Raw genomic sequence first — 25,162 nt, 5'->3', positions numbered from 1 at the left:
ACATTGCCCTTCCCTATGAGCTTCAAACCCGGAGAGCGCGTCGCCTGCGTCAACGACTGCTTCGACGAAGTCGTCGAGAAGATCTATGCCGCCCTCCCGAAGGAAGGGACGGTCTACACGATCCGCGAGGTCTTTCCCGGACGGATGGAATTCGTCGGCGGCAACCCGGCCGACTCGGTCGACGCCGTCCTCCTGCGCGAGCTCAAGAACCCGAAGGACCCCCGCCACGTCTACGGACGGGAACTCGGCTTCGCCGCCTGGCGCTTCCGCCGCCTGGAGGAATTGACCGACGTCCAGAAGGAACGGTACGGCCTCGGGCAGGAAGCCGAAGCGGAAGAGACGAACACGGCATACGTCGGGTCTTACAACGACGTTTGAGGCAAGGGGCCGTCCTTCCACGGAGATAGCACCCCGATTCTCCTAGCCTTTGGAAGCGTCGTTCCTCCCAAGCGGACAAGGGATCTAGTGGACGTTCTCTACCCGAAGAGGATGGCCTAATGCAGTGCCGCTCAAAACAGTTCAGGCTCATCTGACGGGGAGGTCCAGGAGGGGCGGAGCCCCTCTTGCGTCTTAAAACACGTGCGGATTGCCTCCAGCTGCACAGGGTCTCTGCCCGGTCCCGAAGGAGCGTTCACCGCCCCCTTCGCGCCCCCCCTCACGCATCCGGAAACAAATCCCCCGTCCGCACCCGATCGATCTCCGGCAACACCACGGCGTCATAGCAGGTCGGGCAGACGCCGTGGGAGAAGGTCGATCCGGTCTGCTGGGCGAGGTAGGTCTCGATCTGGTTCCAGTAGTTCGCGTCGTCGCGGATCTTCTTGCAATACATGCAGATGGGGAGGAGCTGCTTCACCTCGCGGAGTTCGGTGAAGGAACGGATGATCCGTTCGGCGACGAGAATGCGCGCGGGGATCTGCTCCCGGTCGAGCGGCTTCGGCAGGAAATCGTCTACCCCCCGGGCAACGGCGGCGCCGTAGCTGGAGGCGGTGATCGAGCCGGAGCTGACGAGGATGAAATAGACGTACCGCGAGATGCGGAAGGCGCGGATCGCCTCGCACAATTCGATCCCGTCGATCCCGCCCGGCAGCTGCCACGCGCTGATGACGAGGTCGACGGGGTGGTCCTGGAAGAGGCGGAGCGCCTCGCTCCCGTCCTTCGCGGCGACCACCTGGTGGCCCGCCGCGCTCAGGATTCCCTTCAGCACATGCTGGACGATCGGATCGTCCTCGACGGTCAAGACCCTCATTCCGTTTCTCCTTCCTTCCACTGTTTCAACATGACCGCGAGCTCGCCTAGTTCCTCCCCGGCCAGCCGGTGGCAATCCCGGGCCAGCGCGGCGTTCCCCTCGGCGCAGGCGTCGTCGCCGACCTCACAGATGCGGTTGAGCTCGACAGCCCCGAAGGAGCTGGCGCTCCCCTTCATCTTGTGGAAGAGGCGTCCCGCGACGGGGAGGTTCCCCGTCGCCAGCATCCCGCCAATCTCGGCGAGCCGCTCCGGCCCCTCCCGGGCGAGGATCTCGATCAGGTCGAAGACGAATTTCTTCCCGGCCATGTCGCGGAGCCCCTCGAGGGTCTGGAGCAGGACGGGATCGCAGGTCCGCCCCGCCGCGGCGGCGCCCGGCTTCAGCGCGAGGGCGGTCTCCAACCCGGGTAGCGTCAACGGCCTCAGGAGGAATTCCCGGATTCCCGCGAGGCGGCAGAGGACCCGCGTCCGGGGGGAGCCGCCGTCGGCGAGGGCGACGAGCCGGGGGAGCGGATAGCCCGCCTCGTCGACCTGCTTCCGCAGCCGCCGCGCCATCTCCATCCCGCTCTGGTCGGGAAGGGTGAGCTCGATCAGGACCGCGTCCCACTTCTCGCGGACGACGGCCTGCAGCGCCTCGGCCCCGGAGGGAACGAGGCCGCAGCGGCAGCCGAGCTGGAGGAGGAACTGTTCCGCGAGGCGGCGGTTCAGGGCGTTGCCGTCGACGATCAGGATCGCCGGGCGGGGAGAGGGAGTGGGCATGGGGAAAATTCGGAGGAAGGAAAAAGGGGGAAGGGAAAATCACTCCGCGGGAACGACCCTGGGGAGGGCATCGAGGAGGGCCTGGAGGCGTTCGATCTTCAGCGGCTTGCCGAGGCACTCGTCGAAGCCCGCCCGATGGTATTCCCGGAGCTTGGTTTCGCAGAGGTCGCCAGTCAACGCGACGACGCGGGGCCGTTTCCCTCCGGCGGGCGGATGGGCATCGAAGTGGGCCTTCACGGCCTGGGCGGCCTCGATGCCGTCCATCTCGGGCATCTCGATGTCGAGGAGGAGGAGGTCGTAGGTTCCGGACGGGCAGACCTTGGTCGCCTCAAGGGCTTCAAGGGCCTCCCGCCCGTTCCCCACCTGGGTACAGGTGCAGCCCAGCGTTTCCGCCATTCTCCCCACGACCATCCGGCTGATGGTATCGTCCTCCGCAAGCAACACGCGCACGGGAGGAAGGGAAGCGGGATTCATGCCTGGAAGGGGAAGAAAGGAATCGGGAAGACCGGGTTATTTTGCCGCCTTTTCGGGCGCTTTGGCAATCCCGGCTCCCTTCTCGAAGGTCGAGAGCGGGAGGTCGAGGACGCTGTAGTCCTTCGCCCCGTTCAGGGCGTAGTGCCACCACTCCCCCTCGTAGGGGTGGAAGCCGTGCCGCGTCATCGTCGCCAACAGCCGCGCCCGGTTCGCCGCCTCGGCGTCGGAGAGCCTCGCGGCAGGCCAGGCGTGGGCCGCCTTCGGGGTGAAGGCGTCGAAATCGGTCGGCATGGGGAGCCGTTTCGCCGACTTCAGGTCGACCAGCCCGACGTCGACGGCGACCCCCCGGTTATGGTCCGACCCGAGCGAAGGCGGGGAGAGGTAGAGGGCATAGCGGGCCGACTGCTCCTGCCACATCCGGCGGGTGACGGCGTAGGGGCGGTAGGCGTCGTAAATCACCAGCCCGAGGCCCTCGCCCCGCAGATCGTCCTCGACCTCCCGCAGGCGGGCGGCGGCGGGGGCGCGCAGGAGGGGGCGATCCGCGTCGTAAAGGATGGCGTGGAGGAAGTTACGCTCGGTGGCGTAGCGGAGGTCGACGGCGAGGCCGGGGATCGCCTCACGAAGGTCGACGAGCCGCCGGGAGGGATCGGCCCGGACCTCGGCCCGGTAATCGGCGGGATCGGAAAGGATGTGGAGCCTCGGCTTCAGTTCGGCACCCGGCGCGGAAAGCGGAAGAAAAAAACCGACGACGAGGAGGAGGAAGGCGGAGACGGCGGAAAGGCCCGGGAAGGAAAGCGGACGGAGGGCGGGCACGTCCGGGAGGCTTCCTTAGACTTTCTTCTCGGCGGCGGCGATGATCGCGACGAACTCGGAAGTCTGGGTCGCGCTCATCAGGGCTTCGCGGAGCTTCGGGTCCTTCAGGATGCGGGCGAGGCCGCCGACGACGCTGAGGTAGTCGGTCGCCATCCGTTTGGGGGTCCCGATGGTGAAGAGGAGGTGGACGATCTGATTGCAGCTCTTGAAGTGGATCCCTTCGACGCTGCGGCCGACCGCGAGGACCATCGTCTTGATGTGGTCGGTCCGCGCGTGGGGGAAGGCGATGCCGTTGCCGAGGCAGGTGGTCTCGACCCGTTCGCGGGCCTCCAGCTCCTCGTAAAACCCGTCGAAAGAGGTGACGGCGGGATTGTCCCGGAGAAGTTCGGCGACTTCCTTAATCGCACCCGTCCCATCGGTGCTTTTCAACTGAAGGTTGACCTGCCCTGTTTTTAGTAGGTCACTAATCAACATAGAGTAGGGAAAGCCAAGTCATCCCTGACGAACGGCGGCTTTCCAGTGGGTGGTCACTCATACAATGAATGGAAGAGTCCAATTCTCGCGGTTCCGGGTTCGTTGTCAATGCGTCAAACGGCAGAGAGGGCGGCTCCGCTCCAGCGCAATTTCTCCCGCAGAATGTGGAAGAAATCGCGTTCCCGGAGGAAGGCAAAGTTAACCGGGTTTTCCGCCGTCCGCAACTCGACCACGTCGCCCGACCGGATCGCCCCCCCGGCGGTGCCGTCGTAATGGAGCGTAAGATGTTGGTTCTGATTGGGAACCGTCACCTTCACGGCGGCCTTCCCCGAGAGGAGGAGGCCGCGGTTGCTCAAGGTGTGGGGGCAGATCGGGTTGACGAAGATCCCCTCGGCCTCGGGGGTCAGGATCGGCCCTCCGGCGGCGAGGGAATAGGCGGTGGAGCCGGTCGCCGTCGCCAGGATGAGGCCGTCGGCGATGTATTCGTTCACGAACGCCCCGTCGGCCTCGACCCGGATCAGGGCCATCCGGGAGCCGCCCCGGCTCAGGACGATTTCGTTCAACGCGCACGGGATCTCCCGCCGCGTCTTTCCCGACCGGATGCGGACGTGGAGCGGAAGGCGGGGCGAGATCCGGAGGCGCTGCTCCAGGAGGGCGGAGAAAACGGTGTCGAGCTCGTCCCGCCGCAGGGCGGTAAGGAAGCCGAGGCGGCCCAGGTTGATGCCGAGGAGCGGGACGGGCGAGGGATAGATCTCGTGGACGACGCGAAGAAGGGAGCCGTCCCCGCCGATGACGAGGAGGAGGTCGACCTTCCGGGCGAGCGCCGGGAGGGGGAAGCCCTTCACCGGCTTGGCCTTCACCTTGGTCCTGGCCTTCCCCAGCTTCCCGTTCAACAGGCGCGCCGTCTCGGCGTCGTAGAAGAAGGCGAGACCGTGCTCGGCGGCGCGGGCGTGGAGTTCGACGACGACGGCGGCCGCTCCGGGCTTCGTCTGGTTGGCAACGACTCCGATTTTCATGCGATGGAGGAAAAGGCTACCGGTTTTTCCCGGTCTCTAAAGCCCAAAGATATTCCTGGTTCCCGTCGGTCCCCTTCAGCTGGGAGGGGACGACGCCCCGGTCGACAACGCCGGGAAAGGTCTCCGCCGCCCAGGCCCGGAGGCCGGTGACGACCCGCTCCCGGACGGCGTCGTCCCGGACGATCCCCCCCTTCCCCACCTCGCCCCGGCCCGCCTCGAACTGGGGCTTGATCAGGAAACAGGCGAGGCCACCGGGACGGAGGAGCGGAAGCACGGCGGGAAGGATCAGCCGCAGGGAGATGAAGGAGAGATCGCCAACGGCGAGGTCGAAGGGGAAATCGCCGGGAAAATCGGCGGGGGTCAGTCCCCGAGCGTTGACCCCTTCCCGCGCCTCGACCCGCGCGTCGTCGCGAATCTTCCAGTGGAGCTGATTGGTCCCGACATCGATGGTGACGACGCGGACCGCGCCGTGCTGGAGGAGGCAATCGGTGAACCCCCCGGTCGAGGCGCCGACGTCGAGGCACCGGGCCCCCTCGGTCGGGATCGAGAAATGGGCGAGGGCCCCTTCGAGCTTGTGGCCGCCCCGCCCGACGTAGCGGTCCCGGCCCCTGACCTCGACGACGGCGTCGGGAGGGACGGTCTGGGAGGCCTTCAGGCCGCGATGGCAGCCGATCCAGACTTCGCCGGCCAGGATCGCCCGCTGGGCCTTTTCGCGGGATTCGCAGAGCCCCCGCTCCACGAGGAATTGATCGAGGCGGACCTTCTTCACCCGGCGATCCTATCGCCGGGGAGGAGGTTGGAAATCGTTATTTGACGGCCTCGCCCTTGCCCTGATGGCTGTGGCGGATGTCGTCGGCGCGGTAGAGGTAGTAGACCTCTTCGGCGATGTTCTTCGCGTGGTCGGCGATCCGCTCGATGTTCCGGGCGACGAGGCTCAGGTTCATCGCGCGGGTGATGGTGGAGGGATCTTCGAGCATGAAGCTCGTCATCTCGCGCTGGAGCTGGCGGTTGATCTCGTCGATCTGCTTGTCGCGCTTCACGATGTCGCGGGCGAGGTCGGGCTTCTCCTCGACGAAGGCGGTGATGGCGTCGCGCAGCATCTCGGTGGCGAGGGTCGCCATCCGGGGAATGTCGATGAGGGGCTTCAGGAGGGGCTGGGCGCTGAGCTCGCGGGAGCGGCGGGCGATCCCGACGGCCTGGTCGGCGATCCGCTCGAGGTTCGTCCCGATCTTCGAGGCGACGAGGATGAAGCGGCAATCCTTGGCCACGGGGGCCTGGGTCGCCATGAAGGCGATGACCTGCTCGTCGATCGAGATCTCGAGCTGGTCGATCTCGTCGTCGGTCGACTCGACGGTGTCGGCGAGCTTCTCCTCCCGCTGCACGAGGGCGCGCATGGCGAGGCCGAGGTTGCGGTCGGTCAGGCTCGCCATCATGAGGAGGGTTTCGCGCAGCTTCGTGATATTGGTCTCGAAATTCGGGGTCATGGGAAAGGGGGCAGAGGGTTGGCGAGAACGGGCGGACGGTCAAGGATCAACCGAAACGGCCGGTGATGTAGTCTTCCGTCTGCTTCTGCGTCGGATTGGTGAAGAGCTTCTCGGTCCGGTCGTATTCGATGAGCTTGCCGAGGTAGAAGAAGGCCGTCCGGTCGGAGCAGCGGCCCGCCTGCTGCATGTTGTGGGTGACGATGACGATGGTGAACTGCTTCTTCAGCTCGTGGATCAGTTCCTCGACCTTGATCGTCGCGATCGGATCGAGGGCGGAGCAGGGCTCGTCCATGAGGATGATCTCGGGGTTCACCGCGATGGTGCGGGCGATGCAGAGGCGCTGCATCTGGCCGCCGGAGAGGCCGAGGGCGCTGGCGTGGAGCCGGTCCTTCACTTCGTCCCAGAGGGCGGCGCCGCGCAGGCTCTTCTCGACGGTCTCGTCGAAGAGGCGCTTGTCGTTGATCCCCTGGATGCGGAGGCCGTAGATGACGTTCTCGTAGATCGATTTCGGGAAGGGATTCGACTTCTGGAAGACCATGCCGACCCGCTTGCGGAGCTCGATCACGTCGACGTCGGCGGCGTTGATGTTCGTCCCGTCGATCCGGATCTCGCCCTTGGAGACGCGGGTGCCGTCGATGAGGTCGTTCATCCGGTTGAGGCAGCGGAGGAGGGTCGACTTGCCGCAGCCCGACGGCCCGATGAAGGCGGTGACCTGCTTCTCCGGGATGTTCAGGCTGATCTCGTGCAGGGTCTCGTTCGAGCCGTAGCAGAAGCTGACGCCGTCGACCTCGATGATCGGCCGCGCGGGCGCGGGATCGATGCCGAGGCTGCTGAGGGAGGGTGCGGGGGTGAGGTTGGGGCTCATCGCGTTGGTGGGGGTGGGGGTGAAAGAGGGCATAGCAGAGAACCTGGTTTATGAATAGCAAAGCCCGCGTTGCGTCGATTTTGGCTGGATGGCGCGACGCCGAATCGAAGGCATACCCGCAGTGGTCTGTCGAGATTCGGCAACAAAGCCAGCCGGCCAAAAGCGCCGCAACCCGCAGGGCCGGAGGGATTTTTCACTCCCCCGTTGTTGCTCGCTGGCTGATGTGTAGGCACACACGGCGCCGCTCGCGCCTAGGTGGAGGGAAAAATTCCTCTCGGCGCGGGCTTGGCTATTCATAAACCAGGTTCTCATTACCATTTAAAGCGATTCCGCATTTTGATCCGCAGCCAGACGGCGCTCATCGCGATGCCGACGACGACCACGAGGAAGACGAAAGCCGTGCCGTATTGGACCTTCTCCGTGTAGGCGTTCTGGGGAACCTTCGAGCTGACGACGTAGATGTGGTAGGGGAGGGCCATGACGCCCTGGAAGAAGAAATCGATCGCCCGGTCGACCTGCCAGGGAAGCTTGTCCCGCATGATGAAGGCGGCGGTGAACATGATCGGGGCGGTCTCCCCGGCGACGCGGGAGATGCCGAGGATCGAGGAGGTGAGGATGCCGGGCAGGGCGTAGGGGAGGACGTTGTTCCAGATCGTCTGCCACTGGGTCGCGCCGAGGGCGAGGGAGCCTTCGCGGAAGCCCTTAGGCACGGCCTGGAGCGATTCCTCGCTCGCCGTGATGACGACGGGGAGGACCATGAAGGCGAGGGTGAACCACCCCGCCATCAGCGAGGTGTGCCAGCCGAAGGTGATGCAGAAGAGGCTGTACCCGAAGAGGCCGAAGACGATGGAAGGGACGCCGGAGAGGTTCAGGATCGCGAGCCGGATGGCGGCGATGATCGGCCCCCGCTTGCTGTACTCGCTCAGGAAGATCGCCGAGCTGACGCCGAGGAAGAGGGCGATGGTCATCGAGCCGACGACGAGGAGGACGGTGCCGACGATGCAGGGGAAGATGCCGCCCGCGGCGTAGACGTAGTTCGCCTCCTCGGGGGGGAGCTGCTCGCCCTTGTCGAGGCGGGCGCGGTATTCAGTGTCGCCGAGTTCGAGCTTCGTCCCGTCGGCCATCGGGATGACGTGGAGGGTCTCCGGCTTCTCGGTGAGGAAGGCGACGTTGACGAAGGGGAAGTGGGTCTTGAAGATGACCGGCGCGCCCTTCACGACGATGGTGCCGAAGATGCCGAGGGCGCAGAAGAGGACGAGGTAGGTGACGAAACGGAACATCCCGAACCAGGCGGCCTCGATGCGGGTCGAGAACGTGGGGCGATGCTGGAACTTGTGGGGGGGGGGCATGGCGCTCATGGGAGGATTCCTTTAGTTCGAGACGATCTTGAAACGCCGCGCGATGAGCTGGGCCATGCCGTTGATGACGAGGGAGAGGAGGAAGAGGAGGATGCCGACCATGAAGAGGGCCTGGTAATGGAGGCTGCCCTGGACGACCTCGCCCATTTCCTGGGCGATGATGCCGGTCATCGTATGGCCGGGCTCGAAGAACGCGCCGAGGCCGTGGTGGATGAAGTCGGGGATCTCGGTCCGCCCGCCGACGCAGAGGAGGACGACCATCGTCTCCCCGACGACGCGGCCGAAGCCGAGCAGGACTGCCGAGATGATGCCGGAGAGGGCGGCGGGGACCATGATCCGGGTGATCGTCTGGAGGCGGGTCGCGCCGAGGGCGACGGAGGCCTCGACGAACGACTTCGGGACGTTGTTCAGCGCGTCCTCGGCGAGGGTGAAGATCGTCGGGACCGCCATGAGGGCGAGGAGGCAGCCGGCGGTGAAGATGTTGAGCCGCTCCGCCATCGGGAAGCCCGGGACCCAGGAGAGCCAGGGCAGGGTCGAGAACTCCCGCAGCGCGGTGCCGAGGATCGCGATGCCGAAGAAGCCGAGGACGACGGAGGGGATCGCCGCGATGAACTCGATGCACGGCTTGATGAACGATTGTTCCTTCGCCGTCGCGATCTGGTTGATGTAGACTGCCGCGCCGAGGGAGAGGGGAACCGCGATGACGAGGGCGACGAGGGAGACCGAGATCGAGCCGATGACGAGGGGAAGCGCCCCGTACCAATCCTGCCAGAAGCTGGCGGTGACCCAGCGGGTGCCGCCGACGAACTCCCCGACGCTGCGCCACCAGGAGATCGGGGCGTCGGGATTCCACTGTTCCATCTTCCGTTCGGTCTCGGGCAGGGCGGAGAGATCGGCGAAGACCCGGGCCTTGAACTTCGCGAAGACGGCGCGGTCCTCGGGAAGTGGGAGGGCGGGTTCCTCCTTCAGGAGGTCGCCGAGAGAGGCGACGAGGGAGGCGTTGAGTTCCTTGTAATGGGGGAAGGCGGCCCGGAGGGGATCGGTCGTCGCGCGGAAGTCGATGACGGGGATCTTGATCGCCGCGGCCTCTTCCTTCAGGCCGCCCTTCTCGAACTGCTCCTTCTTGTCGCGCTTCTCCTCGGCGATGTGGGCGAGGTCCTTTGTCGAGGTCGCGGCGTCGGTGAAGTCGGAAAGCATCGCCTGGTGGGCCGCGATGGCGTCGGCGTAGCGGGCGGAGTAGGCGTCGAAGGGGGCGAGGTCGGCGTTGATCTGGTCGAGGGTCCGGCCCTGGTTCAGGAGGACCGTGGTTTCCCGGGTGCGGATCGACTGGAGGACCTGGCCGGTGGAGTCATGACGGTCGATCTGCTCCCGGAGGTAATCGACGTATTCGAGGCCCGCCTTGCGGTAGATCGTGAGGTTGAAGGCGTTGCCGGGGACGAAGCCGATCCCTTCCTTCACCAGGAGGGCCATGATGAGGAAGAGGATGAGGATCGAGATGGTCGCGCTGCTGCCGAAGAAGGTGGCGATCCATTCGTCGACGGTCCGGCCCATGATGCGCTTTTGCGTGCGGCGGGAAATCGCCTCGCGGAAGGAAAGGGGGGAGACCTTGGAAGCGTCGCTCATGGGAGAGGATGAAAAAGGGGGGAAAGAAAAAACGGAAACCTAGGGCGTCGACTCGTCGGGCTGAAGGGAATCCGTGGTGAAAAGCGACCGAAGGGGGAAGACCGGCCCCCGATCCCCAGCAAAGCCGGGAATCGGAGGCCGTTCAACCTCAAACGACTACTTGTTGATCGGGACGAAGCCGACCTTGACGCCGATCGCCTGGCCAGCGGAGCTGGTGGTGAAATCGACGAATTCCTTCACCACACCCTTGGGGGCGCCGTTGGTGTAGTAGAAGGTGGGGCGCCAGTAGGGCCAGCTGTGGTTCTGGACCGAGGCGGGGGTCAGGGGAGCGCCGTTGACGGCGACGGCCTTGATGCCGGGGGCGCCGATGTAGGCGATGCCGACGTAGCCGATGCCGTTGGCGTTCTTGCCGACTTCGGAGGCGATCTGCTCGTTACCGGCGAGCTTCTGCGAGGACGGGGCGTAGTCCTTCTTGCTCATCGCCATTTCCTTGAACTCGCTGTAGGTGCCCGAGGAGGTGTTCCGGGTGTAGATCGAGATCTTGCCGGGCTTGCCGCCGACGGCGGCCCAATCGGTGATCGCGCCGGTGAAGATCTGCTCGACCTGCGCCTTGCTGAGGTTCGCGACGGGGTTGCCCGCGTTGATGACGACGCCGATGCCGTCGAGGGCGACGATCACGGGCTTCATCTCGACGCCGTTGAGCTGGCCGGCGGACATTTCGGTGTCCTTGGCGCGGCGGCTGGCCATGCCGATGTCGGCGGTGCCGTCGATGATCGCGGAGATGCCGGTGGTCGAGCCTTCGGCGGCGATTTCAAAGGAGACGCCAGGGTGCGAGGCCTTGAAGGCTTCGGCGAGCTGGGGGACGAACTTGGCGCCGAGGGTATCGGAGCCCTTGATGACGATCTTCTGGGCGTGGGCGCCGACGGCGAACGCCGAGACGGCCAGCATGGAGAGGAGGAGACGCTTCATGGTATGTTTTATAAGGGTAGGTTAATGGGAGAGCCGAAAAAAGGGGGAGAGAGAGGAGGGATGCCCGGGATTCTTGTTTTAAAGAATCCCGGGCCCCTGTTGCAATCTTAACTAACTGCTACGAAGACAGCGAACCGCTTAGAACTTCCAGCTGATGTCGGCCTGGAGGATGTCCTGCGTGCCGGCATTGGTCGTCACACCGGTGTAGTTGGCGCTGACGGTGTTGTTCGCATTGTACCCGCCGCGGCCGGCCTGGATCGGGGTCGAGTGGAACCAGGTGGTCTTCAGCGTGATCGCGTCGGTCAGGTTGTACCCGGCCGAGACGACGCTGCCGGTGACGTTGAGCGCGTTGTTCGCCCAATCGGAATCGGAGAGCGCACCCGTGTAGGACGCGGCCTCGATCCAGCGCCATTCGGCGCCGAACATCCAGTCACCCTGCTTCTTCAGCTTGCCGAGCTCGTAACCGACGTTCCAGAAGGTGTTCTGGCCGTGGTTGCCAGTGAAGCCGGCGATGCCAGGGGCATACATCTCGTGGAGACGGTTGTTGGAGTCGAGGTTGACGCCGTAGGTGCCGTAGACCTTGTGGCTCTGCTTCCAGAGCGAGAAGTTCACTTCGGCAGGAACCGCGATGACCTTGAGGTTGCCCTGACCCAGGGGGGTGCCGTTGGCATTGCCAGCGACGCCCTGGGCGGAGCTGCCGTTGCCGATGGTCGCGGCCGCGCCGAAACCGTTGCTGTCGCCGCCCGTTTCCTGGAGGTAAAGGGGAGCGATGCGGACCTCGGTGCCCTTGAAGTAACCGCCGGTGACCTTATAGGCACCTTCGATCTGGGCGATGAGGAGGCCGCCGTCGTCGTCGACGATCTGGTTGTGGTCGGCAGCGATCTGGCCAGCGGCAACGTTGTCGTTGTCGGTGACGTAGGCCGCGCCGCGGGCCGCGAAGCTGAGGCCGTCGAAGCCGACGTTGTTGAACGTCAACTCGGTGGCGATACCTTCGGGGTTCAGATCGCTATCCCAGAACGCCTCGGTGAGGTAGATCTGCTTCGGACCGCGACCGACACGGACGTTGAGGCCCACGTCGACACCGGGATCGGTGACGGTCGTGAAGCTCTTGCCGCTCGGAACCGTGCTGCTGCTGTCGAAGACCGAGAACTTGGTCTTGTAGTCGAGGAAGACCTGGCCGACCGAGAGGACGCCGGTACCGTCGGTGCCGCGCTTGTCCCAGTAGTTGCCGAAGTCGGCGTTCGTCGAGTCATTGGGCGCGGCCGTCTCGAGACGGACCGTGGCCGACCAATGGGAATCGTACGTGTAGGTCGCACCGGCCCGGAGGCGGTAGCGGTAGCGGTTGTTGATGGTGTCGACCATCTGGCCGCCGCCGTTGATCGCCGCGCCGCCGCGGGGGCTCTGCAGATCCTGGTACTGGTAACGAAGGCGGGCGTCTCCGAAGAGCTGGAGCTTCTTGACGAAGCTGGCGATCTGGAGCTTGCCGGCGCTCGTGGTGTTGTATTCCTTGACGAGGTTGACACGGATGTCTTCCGCCTCGTTGTCGCTCAGCACACCCTTTTTGACGAGGGCGTCGAGCAACGGGCCGCTATCCTGCGCCATCGCGCTCGCGCTCAGGGCGGCAACCCCGAAGGCAAGAGCCAGGCTCTTAAAGATATTCTTCACGTTTGTTTTCTCCTTTTGACCCGCCGCTGCGCCGAGGATGCTCGGACACTCGCAACGGATCGTATTGTGTTGTTACCCGGGTGCGTTGGCACCTGGACGGGGAGAGCGTGGCGACCGATTGTGACAATCGGATGACACTCCCGTAACGTTTGGGAGCAACGAAAAGTTATTTACCCGAGGGAGGGGTGCCAACCGGGGGGAGCCATCCTAAACCCCTCGTAATGAAAGGCGGGCGCGACCACACAGCTAACCAGGGACCACGTCCCGAGGCTCCTAGCGCTCTGCCAGGCCCCCTCCGGGACGATGGCCTGAAAGGCAAAAGCGGCGCCTCCCAATTCATGAACCGCCGGCTCCCCGCCCGCGGCGGGAGCGATGGAAAGGGCGAGCGGGGCGCCCGCGTGCCAGAGCCAGATTTCGGCGGCGTCGATCGTGTGCCAATGCGACACCTCCCCTTCCCGGAGGAGGAAATAGATGAGGGAGGCATGGGGACGGCCTCCCGGGGTCTCCCCGGCTTTCCTCGGTCCGCGCCAGATCTCGATGAAATGGCCCCCTTCGGGATGGGGAGCCATCCCGAGCCGCGCGATCACCTCGTCAGCCGAAAGAGCTGAAGCGAATGGGAGGCCCTGCATCGCCGTCCTTGTGCCAGTCCCCGACGACGATGTACACCACAAAAAAAGCCCGCCCCGGAAATCGGGGCGGGCTTTTCCTGATTCATCAATCGCTCAGGACGAGGAAGGCGTCGTCGGCGTTTCCGTCGAGGCCGGGGCCGGATCGTCGATCGGATGGAAGACCAACTCGCCTTCCTTCGCGTCCTTCTCGCGGGCGTCGCGGCGCTGCACCGCCTCGGCGGCGATTTCCTTCGGCTTGAAGGAGACCTCGACGGTCTGCGATTCCTTGATGTTCCCACGGAGGAGTTCCTCGGCGAGGGGGTCTTCGAGGTAACGCTCGACGGCGCGGCGCAGGGGCCGGGCGCCGTAGGCGGGATCGTAGCCCTTCTCGATGAGGAAGTCGGTCGCCTCCTGGGTGAGCTTCAGCTTGAGCTGGCGGCTCTCCAGGCGGGTCGAGACCTTGCCGACCTCGAGCTCGACGATCTTGACCATGTCGGCCTTGTTCAGCGAGCGGAAGACGATGAGGTCGTCGAGGCGGTTGAGGAACTCGGGCTTGAAGGTCTTCTTCATCTGCTCGAGCATCCGCTCCTTCATCTGGTCATACGTGGCCTCGTCCTTGCTGGCGGTGAAGCCGAGGGAACCCTTGTTGAAGCCGGTGTCGGCCCCGACGTTCGAGGTCATGATGATGATCGTGTTCCGGAAATCGATCTTCCGGCCGAGACTGTCGGTCACGATGCCGTCCTCGAGGATCTGGAGCAGGATGTTCCAGACGTCGGGATGGCCCTTCTCGATCTCGTCGAAGAGGACGACGCTGTAGGGACGGCGGCGGACCCGTTCCGTCAGCTGGCCGCCTTCCTCGTAGCCGACGTAGCCGGGAGGCGAGCCGATGAGGCGGGAGACGTTGAACTTCTCCATGTATTCCGACATGTCGATCTGGATCAGGGCGTCCGAACTGCCGAACATGTGCTCGGCGAGAGTCTTCACCAGCATCGTCTTGCCGACGCCGGTCGGCCCGAGGAAGACGAAGGAGCCGATGGGACGCTTCGGGTCCTTGAGGTCGGCGCGGGAACGGCGCAGGGCCTTGCCGAGGGCGGCGACGGCCTCGTCCTGGCCGATGACCTTGCCCTTGAGCTCGTCGGCGACCTGGAGGAGCTTCTCGCGGTCCTTCTGGGTGACGCGGGAGATCGGGACGCCGGTCCACTTCGAGACGATGTGCATGATGTCGTCCTCGGTGACGGAGACTTCCTGCTCGTCCCGCTTCAGGCGCCATTCGGCGAGGATCGCCTCGAGCTTCTCCTTGGCCTCCTTCTCCTTGTCGCGGAGGGCGGCGGCCTTCTCGAAGTCCTGGGCCTTGATGCTGGCATCCTTCCGGTTGCGGATCTCGCCGAGCTCGGTCTCGATGTCCTTCACGTCGGGCGGGCGCATCGTGGCGGCGATCCGGGCGCGGGAACCGGCCTCGTCCATGACGTCGATCGCCTTGTCGGGGAGGAAGCGGCCCGTGAGGTAGCGGTCGGAGAGCTTCGCGGCGGCGGTGATCGCGTCGTCGGTGTACTTGGCCTTATGGTGGGCCTCATACTTGACCTTCAGCCCCTGGAGGATGAGGACGGTGTCGGCGACGCTGGGAGCCTCGACGGTGACGGTCTGGAAGCGGCGCTCGAGGGCCGAGTCCTTCTCGATGTATTTCCGGTATTCGGTGAGGGTCGTCGCGCCGATGCACTGGAGCTCGCCGCGGGAGAGGGCGGGCTTGATGATGTTCGACGCGTCCATCGCGCCCTCGGCCGAGCCGGCGCCGACGATGGTGTGGAGCTCGTCGATGAAGAGGAGGACGTTCTTCGCCTTGCGGATCTCCTCCATGACGGCCTTGATCCGTTCCTCGAACTGGCCGCGATACTTCGTTCCCGCGACCATCAGGGCGAGGTCGAGGGTGATGACCTTCTTCTCGCGAAGGAGCTCGGGGACGTTCCCGGCGGCGATTTCCTGGGCCAGGCCCTCGACGATGGCGGTCTTGCCGACGCCGGCCTCGCCGATGAGGACGGGGTTGTTCTTCGTGCGGCGGCAGAGGATCTGGATGACCCGCTCGATCTCGCTCGACCGCCCGATGACGGGGTCGAGCTCGCCCTTGCGGGCGACCTCGGTGAGGTCGCGACCGAACGACTTCAGCGCGGGAGTCTTGACCTCCTTCTTGCCGCCCGTCTCGGGGCCGCCCGCCGTGGCGCCCTCGCCCGGCTCCTCCTCGCCGCCGCCCTGGCCCGCGCCCGACTCGGGGGCGGTGAAGTTCGGGTCGAGTTCCTTCAGGATCTCGTTGCGGGCGCGCTCGAGGTCGATCTCGAGGCTCTTGAGGACGCGGGCGGCGACGCCCTCCCCCTCGCGCAGGAGGCCGAGGAGGATGTGCTCCGTGCCGACGTAGCTGTGGTTGAGCGCCTTCGCTTCCTTGCCCGCGAGGGCGAGGACCTTCTTCACGCGGGGCGTGTAGGGGATGTTCCCGGAGACCTTCGATTCGGGGCCGGTGCCGACCTGCTTTTCCACCTCGTTGCGGACGGTGTCGAGGTCGACGCCCATCTTCTGGAGGACGTTGACGGCGACACCCTGGCCGAGCTTGATGAGGCCGAGGAGGAGGTGCTCCGTCCCCACGTAGTTGTGGTTGAAACGGTCGGCCTCCTTCCGGGCGAGGGAAAGGACCTGCTGGGCGCGGGGGGTGAAGTTATTCATGATTGGCTTTCTTCGGTGGAAGGGGGGGTGGAGGTGCCGAGCTTGGCGCAGTCGGGCGCCGGGACGTCCTTCAAATGCTCGCGGAGGAAATCGGAACGGATGCCGTCGCGCTCCTCGGTGGTCAGCTTCCGGTCGTAATCGAGCTGGAGGTGGGCGGGCTGCGTCTTGATGAAGCACTCGTCGATCGCCATGCGGCACGACTCGGGGAACATCCCGAGGTCGGCCCCGAAGCGGAGGAGGGAGAGGAGGTTCAACGCCTCCTTCGACGACATGGCGTAGGAATGGCGCATGATCCCGTAGGCGCGGCCGACCTGGTCGGCGACGACGCGGGCCTTTTCCTGCAGCAGCGTGACGCGGGCGTTCTCCTCGTGGTCGATGATCTGCGAGATCACCTTCTGGAGGCGCTCGATGATCGCCGTCTCGCTCTCGCCGAGGGTCATCTGGTTCGAGACCTGGAAGAGGTTGCCGAGGGCCTCGGTCCCCTCCCCGTAGAGGCCGCGGACGGCGAGGCCGATGCGGTTCACCGCCTTGATGATCTGGCCGATCTGCTCCTTCAGCACGAGGGCCGGGAGGTGCATCATGACCGAGGCGCGCATCCCGGTGCCGACGTTCGTCGGGCAGGCGGTGAGATAGCCGATCTGGGGGGAGAAGGCGAAGTCGAGCCGCTCGTCGAGCTCGCCGTCGATCTTGTCGGCCATCTTCCAGAGGCCCTTCAGCTGGAGCCCGGCGCGGAAGACCTGGAGGCGGAGGTGGTCTTCCTCGTTGATCATGACGGAAAGGGTGCGGGGCTTGTTCACCGCGAGGCCGCTGCCGGCGCTCTTCGCGGCGTGCTCGCGGCTGATGAGGTGCTGCTCGACGAGGACCTGCTTTTCGAGCGGGGAGAAATGGTCCATCGAATCGCAGACGATCGCCTGGCCCATCTCGGGGAGGGAGAGGACGGCGGGTTGGATGATGGAGAGGATCCGCTCGCGCTCCGCCTTCTTCGCCCAGCCGGGAAACGGGTGGTGGTTGAGATTGCGGGCGAGCCGGACACGGGTGCAAAGCACTACCTTGTTCCCGGCGCCACCGCTATCCCCATGCAACCACTCGCTGCTGGTCTGGAGTAAATTGGCGATCTTCACTACCCCCGTACGGTAAGACATTTCCGGCCCTTGGCAATGGGCAATTCCACCTTGTCCCGTCGGGACAAGGCGGCGTCAAGGCCGGAGGCGATTCTTGAATGGAGGGCGGGAGGAGGGGCCTCATTTCCATGGCGCGACGGATGCGGGCGATGCTGGTTACGCCGCGTTCGCGGATGTTTGGTGGGCGGGGCGGCCCGTCGGGGCTGGCGCGGTCAACCCTGTACAGCTGGAGGCGATCCGCTTTATAGCCCAAGAGGGGCTTTGCCCCTCCTGGAACCTCCTGCTCTAAGGGCCTGAACTAGGCGGACGCGCTTTGGCGGCGTCTCGTCTCTTAACTGGATAAAATCCGCTGCTTCCTGGAGCGCCCGAGGGTACGTGCTATAAGACGGGGCCAATACGCCCTGACTCCTATTGGGAAAATCACGCTGCGTTCGCGTAGCGTCGCAGGACGCCGACGACGACGCCTTGGACGCTGAGTTCTTCGACCGGCTCGAGATCGGGATAGGCGGGGTTCTCCGCCTGAAGGTAATAGGCCCCCCGGCGCTGGTGGAGGCGCTTCAGGGTGCACTCGCCGTCGATCAAGGCAGCGACGATATCGCCGGGGGCGGCAGGCTTCCGCTCGAGGACGACGACGTCGCCGTCGAAGATCCCCGCGCCGATCATGCTCTCCCCCTTCACCTTCACCGCGAAGGCGCGGGCGGGATCGGAGACGCCGAGGGTGCTGGGGATGAAGGAAAGGGAGGCGGGGGCCTCGACCTCGCTCCCGCCCTCGATCGGATCGGCGAAACCGGCGGGAATCGAATCGAAGAGCGGGAGCTGGAACGCCTCGGGGGAACCCTGGGCGCGGACCGTCGGGCGGCGGGTCGAGAAAAGGCCCCGGGAGCGGGCTTCCCGGAGGAGGACCTGGGCCGCCTCGAGCTTCTCCACGATGTAGGAGACGGCGCGGGGGCTGGCGAAGCCGCAATGGCGCTGGATTTCCCGGATCGTCGGCGGGCGATGGTTGGTCTCGCTGTACTTCTCGATGAATTCGAGAACCTTCTGCTGGGACCCGGTGAGGGTGAAGACCGGCGCAGGCATCGACGACGACTCGGGATTAAAGACCATGATACGAGTGTATAATAACCTTTGCGGTTGTCAATCAAGCTCTTTTGGGATTCCCTCGTCTCTCCGCCCATGCTCTACACCGACATCGGATTCCTCTACCTGTTCGCGGCGGTCTGCGGGGTGACGTTCCTCCTCCGTCCGTGGCCTGCGTTGAAGGAATGGTTCCTGATCGTCTTCAGCCTCCTGGTGATCGCGACGTGGGGATGGTACGATCTCGCCCTTTTCCTCGGGGTGTTGGCGGTGAACTTCGTCTCGGCCCGCCTCCTGCCCCGGCTCTCCCCTCCGGCGGCGAAGCGGCTGCTGATCGGGACGATCGGCCTCGACCTCGCGACGCTCGCCCTTTTCAAATATGCCAACTTCCTCGGCACCACGCTGGCGGCGATCTCGCCGCTCGAATTCCCTTCCTTCCCGCTCGGCATCCCGCTCGCGATCTCCTTCTACGTCTTTCACCTCATCAGCTACCTCGTCGATATCCATGCGGGACGGGTCCGGGTGGCGACGTTCCGGCAATATCTCTTTTACCTCAGCTTCTTCCCTCACGTCATCGCCGGGCCGATCGTCCGGGCCTGGCAGCTCGTCCCCCAGATCGGCGTCACCCGCCGCGTCCGGAACGATCTCTTCATGGGGTTCCATTTCGTCGTCGTCGGGGTCTTCCTGAAATGTGTCGGGGCGAACAATATCGCCCAGGCGATCGATCCCTACTGGGCCGACGGGGGGACGCCTCCTCCGTTCGACCTGACTTGCCTGGAACACTGGCTGGTCGCCTTCCTCTATTATTGCCAAATCTACGGCGACTTCGCCGGATACAGCCTCATGGCCCTCGGCATGGCACGGATGCTCGGCTACCGCCTGCCGCCGAATTTCCGGACGCCGATGCTCGCCGCCAGCCTGCGGGAATTCTGGCAGCGGTGGCACATCACCCTCTCCCGCTGGATCCGCGATTATCTCTACATCCCCCTCGGCGGAAACCGCTGCTCCGCACCCCGGGCCGCCTTCAATCTCCTCTTCGCCTTCTTTCTCTGCGGCCTCTGGCATGGGGCCGGATGGGGCTTCGCCCTCTGGGGGCTGATGCACGGGGCGGGGTTGGTCGCGGAACGGTTCTTCCACCGGGACGGGATGGCCGCCTCGCCCTCCTTCCGCTGGGGCGGATGGGCGGCGGCGCAGCTTTGGGTGGTTTTCGCCTGGGTCTTCTTCCGCTGCCCTTCCCTCGCGCAAGCGTGGGATTTCGCCCGTCCGATGCTTACCCTCGCACCCGCGTTCCATCCCCCGCACCCGTTCTGGTTTGTCCGCAACCGACCCCTCCTCGCCCTTCTCCCGGCCCTCGCCATCGTGGCCCACCACGGCGCGCCGTTCTTCCTGAAGCGGGTCGGGCGACGCCGCCTCGGCCTCGCGCTCGGCATTGTCACCGGCGTCCTGTTCGTCCTGAACTGCATCGTCTATTCTCCGGCGAAGGGATTCATCTATTTCCTCTTCTGACGCCATGGACCCGCGACCCTCCCCTCCTGAGCCGACCGCCTTCCGCCTCCCCTTCGTCGCGGCGTTCCTCGGGACGGCGGCGGTCCTCTTCCTCGCCTTCGCCCTGGCCCGGCCCGCGCTCACTCCGCTCCCTCCCCTTCCCGTTCCCGGGCAGGCCTACGTCTCCGAGTATGCCGGAGGAGCGAGCCGTCATTCCGCCGCCTTCTACCTCCTCCACTCGGGCCTCCTCGGTTTCGGAAAGAAGATCGATGCGGCCGACCTCCTCCTCGTCGGCACCTCGCACCCCGCCTTCGGGCTCTCGGCCCGGGAACTGGGCCAAGAGCTCTCCGCCTCCGCGGGTGCGCCCGTCCGGTGCTTCAATGCCTCGATGACGGGGGATGACGTAAGCTTCAACCGCAACTTCCTCGACTCCCATGCGGCGGGAAAGACGGTGATCCTTGATCTCTTCGGGTGGAACATTCATCCCCAGCCGGAACCCGCTTCGTCCTCGATCTCCCTTCTGGAAGCCTGCTGGAGCGTGGAAAACGTCTGGCTCAGCTTCTATCAGGATTATTTCTTCGACCGCTTCCTCCCCCGCCTTTATCTGAAACAGACGGGTAAGCTGACCGCTCCGCCCTACTTCTTTTACCGCCGCCATTTCCTCCTCGCCGCCCAGTCCCGGAACTGGGAAACAAACGACATGGAATGGGCGTGGGCGCGGGAGACGCTGCTCTATTCCCTGTCGGGAGAGGGCCATCCGGCGCAGAGCGAGCCCTGCTTCGGCAACGAGCCGAATTACCACGTCGCCCAACGCGTCGCAGTCCCCGCCGAGTCTTTCCCCCAGGCCCGGTTCTTCTACATCCTCCTCCCGTTCCCCGGGGCCGAGCTGGCCCGCCTGCCCGCCGATGCCGTTCCGTTTCTCTCGATCGCCCCGGAGGGGCTCCTCTACTTCGACGCCCACCACCTCACGGCCGGGAGCCGGAGCGTGGCCACGGAGCGGCTGGCCGAGGGGCTGAGGGAATCCCTGAAGAAAGCGCCCGTCCCTACTTCGCCCCGCTGAGGCGGAGGGCGACGACGCCGACGATGATCGCGACGAGGCCGAAGAGCTTCATCGCGTTGAAGCTCTCCTTGAAGAAGAAGATGCCGATGCAGGAGAGGAGGGCGACGCCGACGCCGCTCCAGATGGCATAGGCAAGGCTGACCTCCATCCGCTTCACGGTGAACGTGAGGAAGATGAAGCAGCCCGAGTAGAAGAGGGCCATGAGGGCCGCCCATTTCAGGTTGCTGAAGCCGTCGGAGAGCTTCATGCAGGTGGTGCCGGCGATTTCAAACCCGATCGCCAAGGCGAGATAGACCCATTTCATCCCGATACTCTCGCCCAAGACGGCGCGATATCAAGGATCAAGGCCCGGACCTATTCCGCCCGGTATCCCATGCGGAGGCCGCCCCAGTGGCGTCCCCGGACGGTGATCGGCGCGGAGACGTCGTTCATGAGGACGAACTGGCCGCCGCCCATGTCGCGGCGATAGTGCTGGAGGAGGAAGGAGCGGACGTTGCGCCCGGAGGCGAGGCCGACGCGATCGTTGAAGAGGCGGCGGTTGCGGCAATGGGCGGCGTTCCAGGCCGGGTCGGCCCCCTGGGGCTGGGAGAACTTCGCGTTGTGCGTCGGGAGGAAGCCGTTCCGGTCGACGGCGGCGCAGAAGGCGATCCGCTCGTGGGTCGCCGCGATCTTTTCCTGGAGGGCCGGGAGGAGGCGGTCGGTGAGGGTGACGTAGGGGGTGAGGAACTGCGCGGGGTTCGTCCGGGGGATCGGCTCGTAGCGGTCGCTGAAAAGGTCGGCCTCGGCGATCTCCCCGTGGGCGAGCGCCTCTTCGAAGAGGTGGCCGATCTTCCGCGCGCCGTCCTGAACGAGGCGGATGAAAGGGGTGTCCCGCGTCTCGACGCCGCTGTCGACGATGGTCGAGACGAGGCGCTCCGAAAAGCCGACGACGTCGCGGAGCCGGTCGCGGGCCTGCTCGAGGCTCTCGCTCTCCTCCCCGATGCGGGCGGAGAGGCCGTCGACCATCCCGATGTGGTGGCGGATGTTCTGCTCGACGGTCTCGGCGACGTCGGCGATGCGGCGGGTCCGCCCGCCGACGCCCGAAAGGGCCTCGCCGACCGCGGTGACGGTCTGGCGGAGTTCCGCGGTCTCCCGGCTCGCCGTCTCGGCGCGGGCGATGCCCTGGGAGGCGCTCTCCAGGAGGCGGTGCACCTCCTCGGTCAGCGTGGAGAGGGTCCGGCTCATGAGGACAGCGGCCTCGGAGCTCCGGAGGGCGAGGGTCCGGACCTCGTCGGCGACGACGGCGAAGCCCCTCCCCGCCGCGCCCGCGCGGGCCGCCTCGACCGAGGCGTTGAGGGCGAGGAGGCGGGTCTGGAGGGCGATCCCCTCGATGCTGGCGGCGGTCTTGCCGACGTTCTGGAGGGCGGCGCCGAGGTGGTCGGCCCCGGCCCGGACGCCCTCGATCGATTCCATCAGCCCGGCGATCGAGGTGACGGCCCCGTCGAGGACGGCGCGGGACTCGTTCATCCGGGACTCGGAGGCGGTCGCCACCGTGCGGGCCTCGGTGGCCGCCTCGGTGATCTCCCGCGTCGCCTCGGCCATCCGGGTGTTCTCGGCCTTCAGCTGGGTGAAGGCGGCGGCCTGCTCGACGGCGGCGGCGCTGATCGTCTCGACGGCCCCGGTGATGTCGGCGAGCTGGAGGCCGAGGTTCCCCGCGAGGTCGGCGACGGTCTTGCCGAGGGACTCGGAATCCCCCTCCCCGGCTCCATTGCGGGAGCCGAGGCCGAGGGTGAGATGTCGTGTCAGCCGCATGGGGCGGTCCCGGGGGAGGCCGGGGCGGTTAGTCGAGGTCGGCCTTCGCCTTCGGCTGGGTGAGGAGCGAGACGACGATCAGGATGAGGAAGCCGAGGGGGACGGTGACGAGGGCCGGGTAGTTCATCGGCAGGTTGGAGAAGGGGTCCATCTTGTAGACTTCCTTCACGACCTTGTCCGAGATCAGGATCCAGCCGACCGAGGTCAGCGTGCCGACGGTGACGGCGGCGGTGATGCCCTGCTTCGTCGTCTTCTTCCAGAAGAGGAGCATCAGGAGCGAGGGGAGGTTGGCCGAGGCGGCGATGTTGAAGGCCCAGGCGACCATGAGGGAGACGTTGATCTGCTTGAACGCGATGCCGAGGACCATGGCGATGATGCCGAGGACGATGGCGGCCATCTTCCCCGCGAAGACCTTCTGGTGGTCGCTCATCGGGATCTTCAGGACGTTCTCGATCAGGTCGTGCGCCACGGCGCCGGAACCGGCCAGGATGAGGCCGGAGACGGTCCCCAGCACGGTGGTGAAGGCGATCGCCGAGATGAAGGCGAAGAGGAGCGGGGAGAACGACTTCGCCAGGAGCGGCGCCGCCTTGTTGCCGCCCGCGTCGGAGAGGTCGAGGACGCCGTAGCTCAGCGCGGCGAGGCCGAGGAAGAGCGTGAGGACGTAGAAGATGCCGATCGCGCCGATGCCGACGACGGTCGACTTCCGCGCCGCCGCCGCGTCCTTCACCGTGTAGTAGCGGATGAGGATGTGGGGGAGCGAGGCCGTCCCGGCGAAGAGGGCGAGCATGAAGGAGATGAAGTCGAGCTTGTCGGCGAGCTTCTGGGAGTGGATGCCCTTGAAGTTCGGGTGGGTGCCGGGCTGGAGGAGCTTCTCGCCCGAGTTGAGCTTCGGGAAGAAGACGGTGGTCTCCTCGCTCGCGTTCGGGAAGTCCTTGATCACTTCCTTGCCCGACTGGATGAGGATCGACTTCTGGAGGGTGGTGAGGAAGCCGAAGGGGCTGACGCCGCCGGTCTCCTTCTGGCCGTCGGGGAGGGAGTAGATGCCGTTGATCGGGTGGAGGGGCTTGCCGCCGCCGAGGACGTTCGGGAGGGGCTTCTTGTCCTTTTCCTTCGGGAAGGCGGTCGAGGTCTGGACCTCGACGAGGGCCTTGCCCTTGCCGGGGAGGTCGATCACGCGGTAGAGGGTGACGAGCTTCTCGCCGTCGTAGAGCCCGTAGTAGGGCTTCCCGGCGAGGGGGCCGGCAGTGATCGCCTTGGGAACCTCGACGGCGGGCGCGGCCGGCTCGGGGGGGGCGATCGGGACGCTCGAGTCGACGACGGGCGTCGGTTCGAGCGCGGCGGAGGAAGCGGCGGGAGCCGAGGCCTCGGCCGGGGCGGCGGCGGGAGCGGCAGGCGCGGCGACCTCGGCGGGAACGGGGATCGGGATCGTGGCGAGCTCGCGGACGCTGAGACCCCGGGCCAGGATGAGGCCGACGAGGATGAGGCAGAAGAAGACGAGGAGGGAGCCCTTGATGAACTGGACCCAGGTCGTCGAGACCATCCCGGCGGTGGTGACGATGATCGTGACGAGGAGGCCGACGATGATGATGCCGTAGTTGTCGTCGATGCCGAGGAGGGGCTTGATCAGCGCCCCGGCGCCGACCATCTGGGGGATGAGGTAGGCGATCGAGATGACGAGGGTGCCGATGGCGACGGAGAGCTTGATGCCGCGGGAGTTGAACTTCGAGTCGAGCGCGTCGGCGAAGGTGAACTTGCCGAGCCGCTTGATCGGCTCCGCGATCAGGAAGATCGCGACGACCCAGCCGGCGAGGAAGCCGATCGAGTAGAGGAACCCGTCGTAACCGAAGAGGGCGATCATGCCGCAGATGCCGAGGAACGAGGCGGCGGAGAGGTAATCGCCCGCGAAGGCGATGCCGTTGACGAACCAATGGATCTCGCCGTGGGCGGCGTAGTAGCCCTTGGCCGACTTCGCCTTCCTGCCGAGGTAGAAGGAGAGGAGGAGGACGGTGGTGACGAAGATCGAGAAGATGATGACAGGCGTATTCATTGAGCTTGGGATCGGGGTGGGGGCGGGGGGAACGATTTTAGGATGGGGGGAGTCTTCTCCGGTCTTACTTCGACTCGGACGCCGGGCGGTTCAGGAAGGCGTAGAGCGAGGCGAGGACGATCGCCGCGAAGATCAGCACCATGCCGTAGACGATCGCCAGGTTGAGGCCGCCGATGGGGGTATTCCAGGCGAGGGCGTCGGGATCGAAGGCGCTCAGGCCGACGAAGCCGAGGTAGAGGGCGAGGTAGATGAAGAAGAAGAGGAAGGCATGGCGGCCATTCTTGATTTCACCAGGGTCCTGATCGTGGATTTCGGCGGAGGGGGAGACGGAGTCGCTCATAAGATTTGGAAGGGGGTTCCTTGGGGATTTCGACCGAGGCCCGGCGCTCTCAAGACGTGCTCAGGAAAGCTCCGTCTTTTTCGGCAAGTGCCAGGCGTTACTGCCGAAATATCCTCAAAATAGCTGTTTATTGCAATAGAAATAAGTGACTTCCACTAGGATAAAAGAGGGTCACTCCCGAGTCA

24 protein-coding genes are annotated in these 25,162 nt (G+C 65.5%); 3 read left to right on the top strand and 21 right to left on the bottom strand.

What is annotated here, in order from left to right; all coding sequences use genetic code 11:
* The first annotated feature begins 15 nt into the window (after positions 1 to 15).
* The gene (locus tag BLU04_RS08105; RefSeq protein WP_093284471.1) at positions 16 to 378 is read left to right on the top strand and encodes a hypothetical protein; all 363 of its coding nucleotides are present in this window, start codon (positions 16 to 18) and stop codon (positions 376 to 378) included.
* Positions 379 to 655: 277 nt separating this feature from the next.
* Here the strand turns inward: BLU04_RS08105 and BLU04_RS08100 are convergent, their stop codons facing one another.
* The 17 genes from BLU04_RS08100 to lexA all read right to left on the bottom strand — a co-directional run bounded on the left by BLU04_RS08100 (position 656) and on the right by lexA (position 18,284).
* The gene (locus BLU04_RS08100) at positions 656 to 1,246 is read right to left on the bottom strand and encodes a response regulator (RefSeq protein ID WP_093284469.1); all 591 of its coding nucleotides are present in this window, start codon (positions 1,244 to 1,246) and stop codon (positions 656 to 658) included.
* Complete coding sequence (locus BLU04_RS08095) at positions 1,243 to 2,001, bottom strand: response regulator (RefSeq protein ID WP_093284467.1); 759 nt, start codon at positions 1,999 to 2,001, stop codon at positions 1,243 to 1,245. Before BLU04_RS08095 ends, BLU04_RS08100 begins: the two co-directional genes overlap by 4 nt.
* A 39-nt stretch (positions 2,002 to 2,040) precedes the next feature.
* The gene (locus BLU04_RS08090) at positions 2,041 to 2,475 is read right to left on the bottom strand and encodes a response regulator (RefSeq protein WP_093284465.1); all 435 of its coding nucleotides are present in this window, start codon (positions 2,473 to 2,475) and stop codon (positions 2,041 to 2,043) included.
* Positions 2,476 to 2,511: 36 nt separating this feature from the next.
* Positions 2,512 to 3,288, bottom strand: coding sequence for a M15 family metallopeptidase (locus BLU04_RS08085; protein ID WP_093284463.1), 777 nt, complete (start codon positions 3,286 to 3,288; stop codon positions 2,512 to 2,514).
* Between the two features lie 15 nt (positions 3,289 to 3,303).
* Positions 3,304 to 3,762 (bottom strand): PTS sugar transporter subunit IIA, encoded by a 459-nt coding sequence (locus BLU04_RS08080; protein WP_093284460.1) that lies wholly within the window; start codon positions 3,760 to 3,762, stop codon positions 3,304 to 3,306.
* Positions 3,763 to 3,875: 113 nt separating this feature from the next.
* Positions 3,876 to 4,778, bottom strand: a complete 903-nt coding sequence (locus tag BLU04_RS08075; RefSeq protein WP_093284458.1) for an NAD(+)/NADH kinase — start codon at positions 4,776 to 4,778, stop codon at positions 3,876 to 3,878.
* A 16-nt stretch (positions 4,779 to 4,794) separates the two neighbouring features.
* Positions 4,795 to 5,547, bottom strand: a complete 753-nt coding sequence (locus BLU04_RS08070) for a TlyA family RNA methyltransferase (protein WP_093284455.1) — start codon at positions 5,545 to 5,547, stop codon at positions 4,795 to 4,797.
* 37 nt (positions 5,548 to 5,584) lie between these two features.
* Positions 5,585 to 6,262, bottom strand: coding sequence for a phosphate signaling complex protein PhoU (phoU, locus tag BLU04_RS08065; RefSeq protein ID WP_093284453.1), 678 nt, complete (start codon positions 6,260 to 6,262; stop codon positions 5,585 to 5,587).
* A gap of 46 nt (positions 6,263 to 6,308) precedes the next feature.
* Positions 6,309 to 7,127 carry a phosphate ABC transporter ATP-binding protein PstB gene (pstB, locus tag BLU04_RS08060; protein ID WP_093288544.1) on the bottom strand — a complete coding sequence of 273 codons (819 nt, stop codon included), beginning with the start codon at positions 7,125 to 7,127 and terminating at the stop codon, positions 6,309 to 6,311.
* Between the two features lie 311 nt (positions 7,128 to 7,438).
* Positions 7,439 to 8,485 (bottom strand): phosphate ABC transporter permease PstA, encoded by a 1,047-nt coding sequence (gene pstA, locus BLU04_RS08055; RefSeq protein ID WP_093284450.1) that lies wholly within the window; start codon positions 8,483 to 8,485, stop codon positions 7,439 to 7,441.
* A 12-nt stretch (positions 8,486 to 8,497) separates the two neighbouring features.
* Positions 8,498 to 10,108, bottom strand: a complete 1,611-nt coding sequence (gene pstC, locus BLU04_RS08050; RefSeq protein ID WP_093284448.1) for a phosphate ABC transporter permease subunit PstC — start codon at positions 10,106 to 10,108, stop codon at positions 8,498 to 8,500.
* 156 nt (positions 10,109 to 10,264) lie between these two features.
* Positions 10,265 to 11,077 (bottom strand): phosphate ABC transporter substrate-binding protein, encoded by an 813-nt coding sequence (locus BLU04_RS08045; RefSeq protein WP_093284444.1) that lies wholly within the window; start codon positions 11,075 to 11,077, stop codon positions 10,265 to 10,267.
* 138 nt (positions 11,078 to 11,215) lie between these two features.
* On the bottom strand, positions 11,216 to 12,742 hold the full coding sequence (locus tag BLU04_RS08040) for a putative porin (protein ID WP_093284441.1): 1,527 nt from the start codon (positions 12,740 to 12,742) through the stop codon (positions 11,216 to 11,218).
* 170 nt (positions 12,743 to 12,912) lie between these two features.
* Complete coding sequence (locus BLU04_RS08035; RefSeq protein WP_093284438.1) at positions 12,913 to 13,371, bottom strand: cupin domain-containing protein; 459 nt, start codon at positions 13,369 to 13,371, stop codon at positions 12,913 to 12,915.
* Between the two features lie 93 nt (positions 13,372 to 13,464).
* Positions 13,465 to 16,059, bottom strand: a complete 2,595-nt coding sequence (locus tag BLU04_RS08030; protein ID WP_093284436.1) for an ATP-dependent Clp protease ATP-binding subunit — start codon at positions 16,057 to 16,059, stop codon at positions 13,465 to 13,467.
* Positions 16,056 to 17,201: a protein arginine kinase gene (locus BLU04_RS08025; protein WP_231964846.1), complete on the bottom strand. Its 1,146-nt coding sequence runs from the start codon at positions 17,199 to 17,201 to the stop codon at positions 16,056 to 16,058. The genes BLU04_RS08030 and BLU04_RS08025 overlap by 4 nt, the downstream gene beginning before the upstream one ends.
* Before the next feature lie 399 nt (positions 17,202 to 17,600).
* On the bottom strand, positions 17,601 to 18,284 hold the full coding sequence (gene lexA, locus BLU04_RS08020) for a transcriptional repressor LexA (protein ID WP_093284431.1): 684 nt from the start codon (positions 18,282 to 18,284) through the stop codon (positions 17,601 to 17,603).
* Between the two features lie 69 nt (positions 18,285 to 18,353).
* Here lexA and BLU04_RS08015 point away from each other — a divergent pair, with 69 nt between their 5' ends.
* Both BLU04_RS08015 and BLU04_RS08010 read left to right on the top strand, forming a co-directional pair.
* Positions 18,354 to 19,760: an MBOAT family O-acyltransferase gene (locus tag BLU04_RS08015; protein ID WP_157895206.1), complete on the top strand. Its 1,407-nt coding sequence runs from the start codon at positions 18,354 to 18,356 to the stop codon at positions 19,758 to 19,760.
* Between the two features lie 4 nt (positions 19,761 to 19,764).
* On the top strand, positions 19,765 to 20,799 hold the full coding sequence (locus BLU04_RS08010; RefSeq protein ID WP_093284426.1) for a hypothetical protein: 1,035 nt from the start codon (positions 19,765 to 19,767) through the stop codon (positions 20,797 to 20,799).
* Here BLU04_RS08010 and BLU04_RS08005 read toward each other — a convergent pair.
* The 4 genes from BLU04_RS08005 to BLU04_RS07990 form a co-directional block, all read right to left on the bottom strand.
* Complete coding sequence (locus BLU04_RS08005; RefSeq protein WP_093288541.1) at positions 20,783 to 21,103, bottom strand: multidrug efflux SMR transporter; 321 nt, start codon at positions 21,101 to 21,103, stop codon at positions 20,783 to 20,785. The two genes, BLU04_RS08010 and BLU04_RS08005, sit on opposite strands and share 17 nt — an antisense overlap.
* A 50-nt stretch (positions 21,104 to 21,153) precedes the next feature.
* Positions 21,154 to 22,590, bottom strand: a complete 1,437-nt coding sequence (locus BLU04_RS08000; RefSeq protein WP_093284423.1) for a methyl-accepting chemotaxis protein — start codon at positions 22,588 to 22,590, stop codon at positions 21,154 to 21,156.
* A gap of 28 nt (positions 22,591 to 22,618) precedes the next feature.
* The gene (locus BLU04_RS07995; protein WP_093284421.1) at positions 22,619 to 24,637 is read right to left on the bottom strand and encodes a cation acetate symporter; all 2,019 of its coding nucleotides are present in this window, start codon (positions 24,635 to 24,637) and stop codon (positions 22,619 to 22,621) included.
* Positions 24,638 to 24,701: 64 nt separating this feature from the next.
* Positions 24,702 to 24,977, bottom strand: coding sequence for a DUF485 domain-containing protein (locus tag BLU04_RS07990; protein ID WP_093284418.1), 276 nt, complete (start codon positions 24,975 to 24,977; stop codon positions 24,702 to 24,704).
* Positions 24,978 to 25,162 lie beyond the last annotated feature (185 nt).

Origin of the sequence: Verrucomicrobium sp. GAS474, from assembly GCF_900105685.1 — a bacterium.
Taxonomy (GTDB): Bacteria; Verrucomicrobiota; Verrucomicrobiia; order Methylacidiphilales; family GAS474; genus GAS474.
The sequence above is the reverse complement of the archived record's forward strand: the minus strand, read 5'-3'. Positions and strand labels throughout refer to the sequence as shown.

What these genes read in the sequence shown, in the direction of transcription:
- pstA (WP_093284450.1), bottom strand. Translation starts at nt 8,485, where the DNA reads ATGAGCGCCATGCCCCCCCCCCACAAGTTCCAGCATCGCCCCACGTTC.
- BLU04_RS08090 (WP_093284465.1), bottom strand. Translation starts at nt 2,475, where the DNA reads ATGAATCCCGCTTCCCTTCCTCCCGTGCGCGTGTTGCTTGCGGAGGAC.
- phoU (WP_093284453.1), bottom strand. Translation starts at nt 6,262, where the DNA reads ATGACCCCGAATTTCGAGACCAATATCACGAAGCTGCGCGAAACCCTC.
- BLU04_RS07995 (WP_093284421.1), bottom strand. Translation starts at nt 24,637, where the DNA reads ATGAATACGCCTGTCATCATCTTCTCGATCTTCGTCACCACCGTCCTC.
- BLU04_RS08035 (WP_093284438.1), bottom strand. Translation starts at nt 13,371, where the DNA reads ATGCAGGGCCTCCCATTCGCTTCAGCTCTTTCGGCTGACGAGGTGATC.
- BLU04_RS08095 (WP_093284467.1), bottom strand. Translation starts at nt 2,001, where the DNA reads ATGCCCACTCCCTCTCCCCGCCCGGCGATCCTGATCGTCGACGGCAAC.
- BLU04_RS08075 (WP_093284458.1), bottom strand. Translation starts at nt 4,778, where the DNA reads ATGAAAATCGGAGTCGTTGCCAACCAGACGAAGCCCGGAGCGGCCGCC.
- BLU04_RS07990 (WP_093284418.1), bottom strand. Translation starts at nt 24,977, where the DNA reads ATGAGCGACTCCGTCTCCCCCTCCGCCGAAATCCACGATCAGGACCCT.
- lexA (WP_093284431.1), bottom strand. Translation starts at nt 18,284, where the DNA reads ATGGTCTTTAATCCCGAGTCGTCGTCGATGCCTGCGCCGGTCTTCACC.
- BLU04_RS08105 (WP_093284471.1), top strand. Translation starts at nt 16, where the DNA reads ATGAGCTTCAAACCCGGAGAGCGCGTCGCCTGCGTCAACGACTGCTTC.
- pstC (WP_093284448.1), bottom strand. Translation starts at nt 10,108, where the DNA reads ATGAGCGACGCTTCCAAGGTCTCCCCCCTTTCCTTCCGCGAGGCGATT.
- BLU04_RS08045 (WP_093284444.1), bottom strand. Translation starts at nt 11,077, where the DNA reads ATGAAGCGTCTCCTCCTCTCCATGCTGGCCGTCTCGGCGTTCGCCGTC.
- pstB (WP_093288544.1), bottom strand. Translation starts at nt 7,127, where the DNA reads ATGAGCCCCAACCTCACCCCCGCACCCTCCCTCAGCAGCCTCGGCATC.
- BLU04_RS08025 (WP_231964846.1), bottom strand. Translation starts at nt 17,201, where the DNA reads ATGTCTTACCGTACGGGGGTAGTGAAGATCGCCAATTTACTCCAGACC.
- BLU04_RS08010 (WP_093284426.1), top strand. Translation starts at nt 19,765, where the DNA reads ATGGACCCGCGACCCTCCCCTCCTGAGCCGACCGCCTTCCGCCTCCCC.
- BLU04_RS08005 (WP_093288541.1), bottom strand. Translation starts at nt 21,103, where the DNA reads ATGAAATGGGTCTATCTCGCCTTGGCGATCGGGTTTGAAATCGCCGGC.
- BLU04_RS08080 (WP_093284460.1), bottom strand. Translation starts at nt 3,762, where the DNA reads ATGTTGATTAGTGACCTACTAAAAACAGGGCAGGTCAACCTTCAGTTG.
- BLU04_RS08030 (WP_093284436.1), bottom strand. Translation starts at nt 16,059, where the DNA reads ATGAATAACTTCACCCCCCGCGCCCAGCAGGTCCTTTCCCTCGCCCGG.
- BLU04_RS08015 (WP_157895206.1), top strand. Translation starts at nt 18,354, where the DNA reads ATGCTCTACACCGACATCGGATTCCTCTACCTGTTCGCGGCGGTCTGC.
- BLU04_RS08100 (WP_093284469.1), bottom strand. Translation starts at nt 1,246, where the DNA reads ATGAGGGTCTTGACCGTCGAGGACGATCCGATCGTCCAGCATGTGCTG.
- BLU04_RS08000 (WP_093284423.1), bottom strand. Translation starts at nt 22,590, where the DNA reads ATGCGGCTGACACGACATCTCACCCTCGGCCTCGGCTCCCGCAATGGA.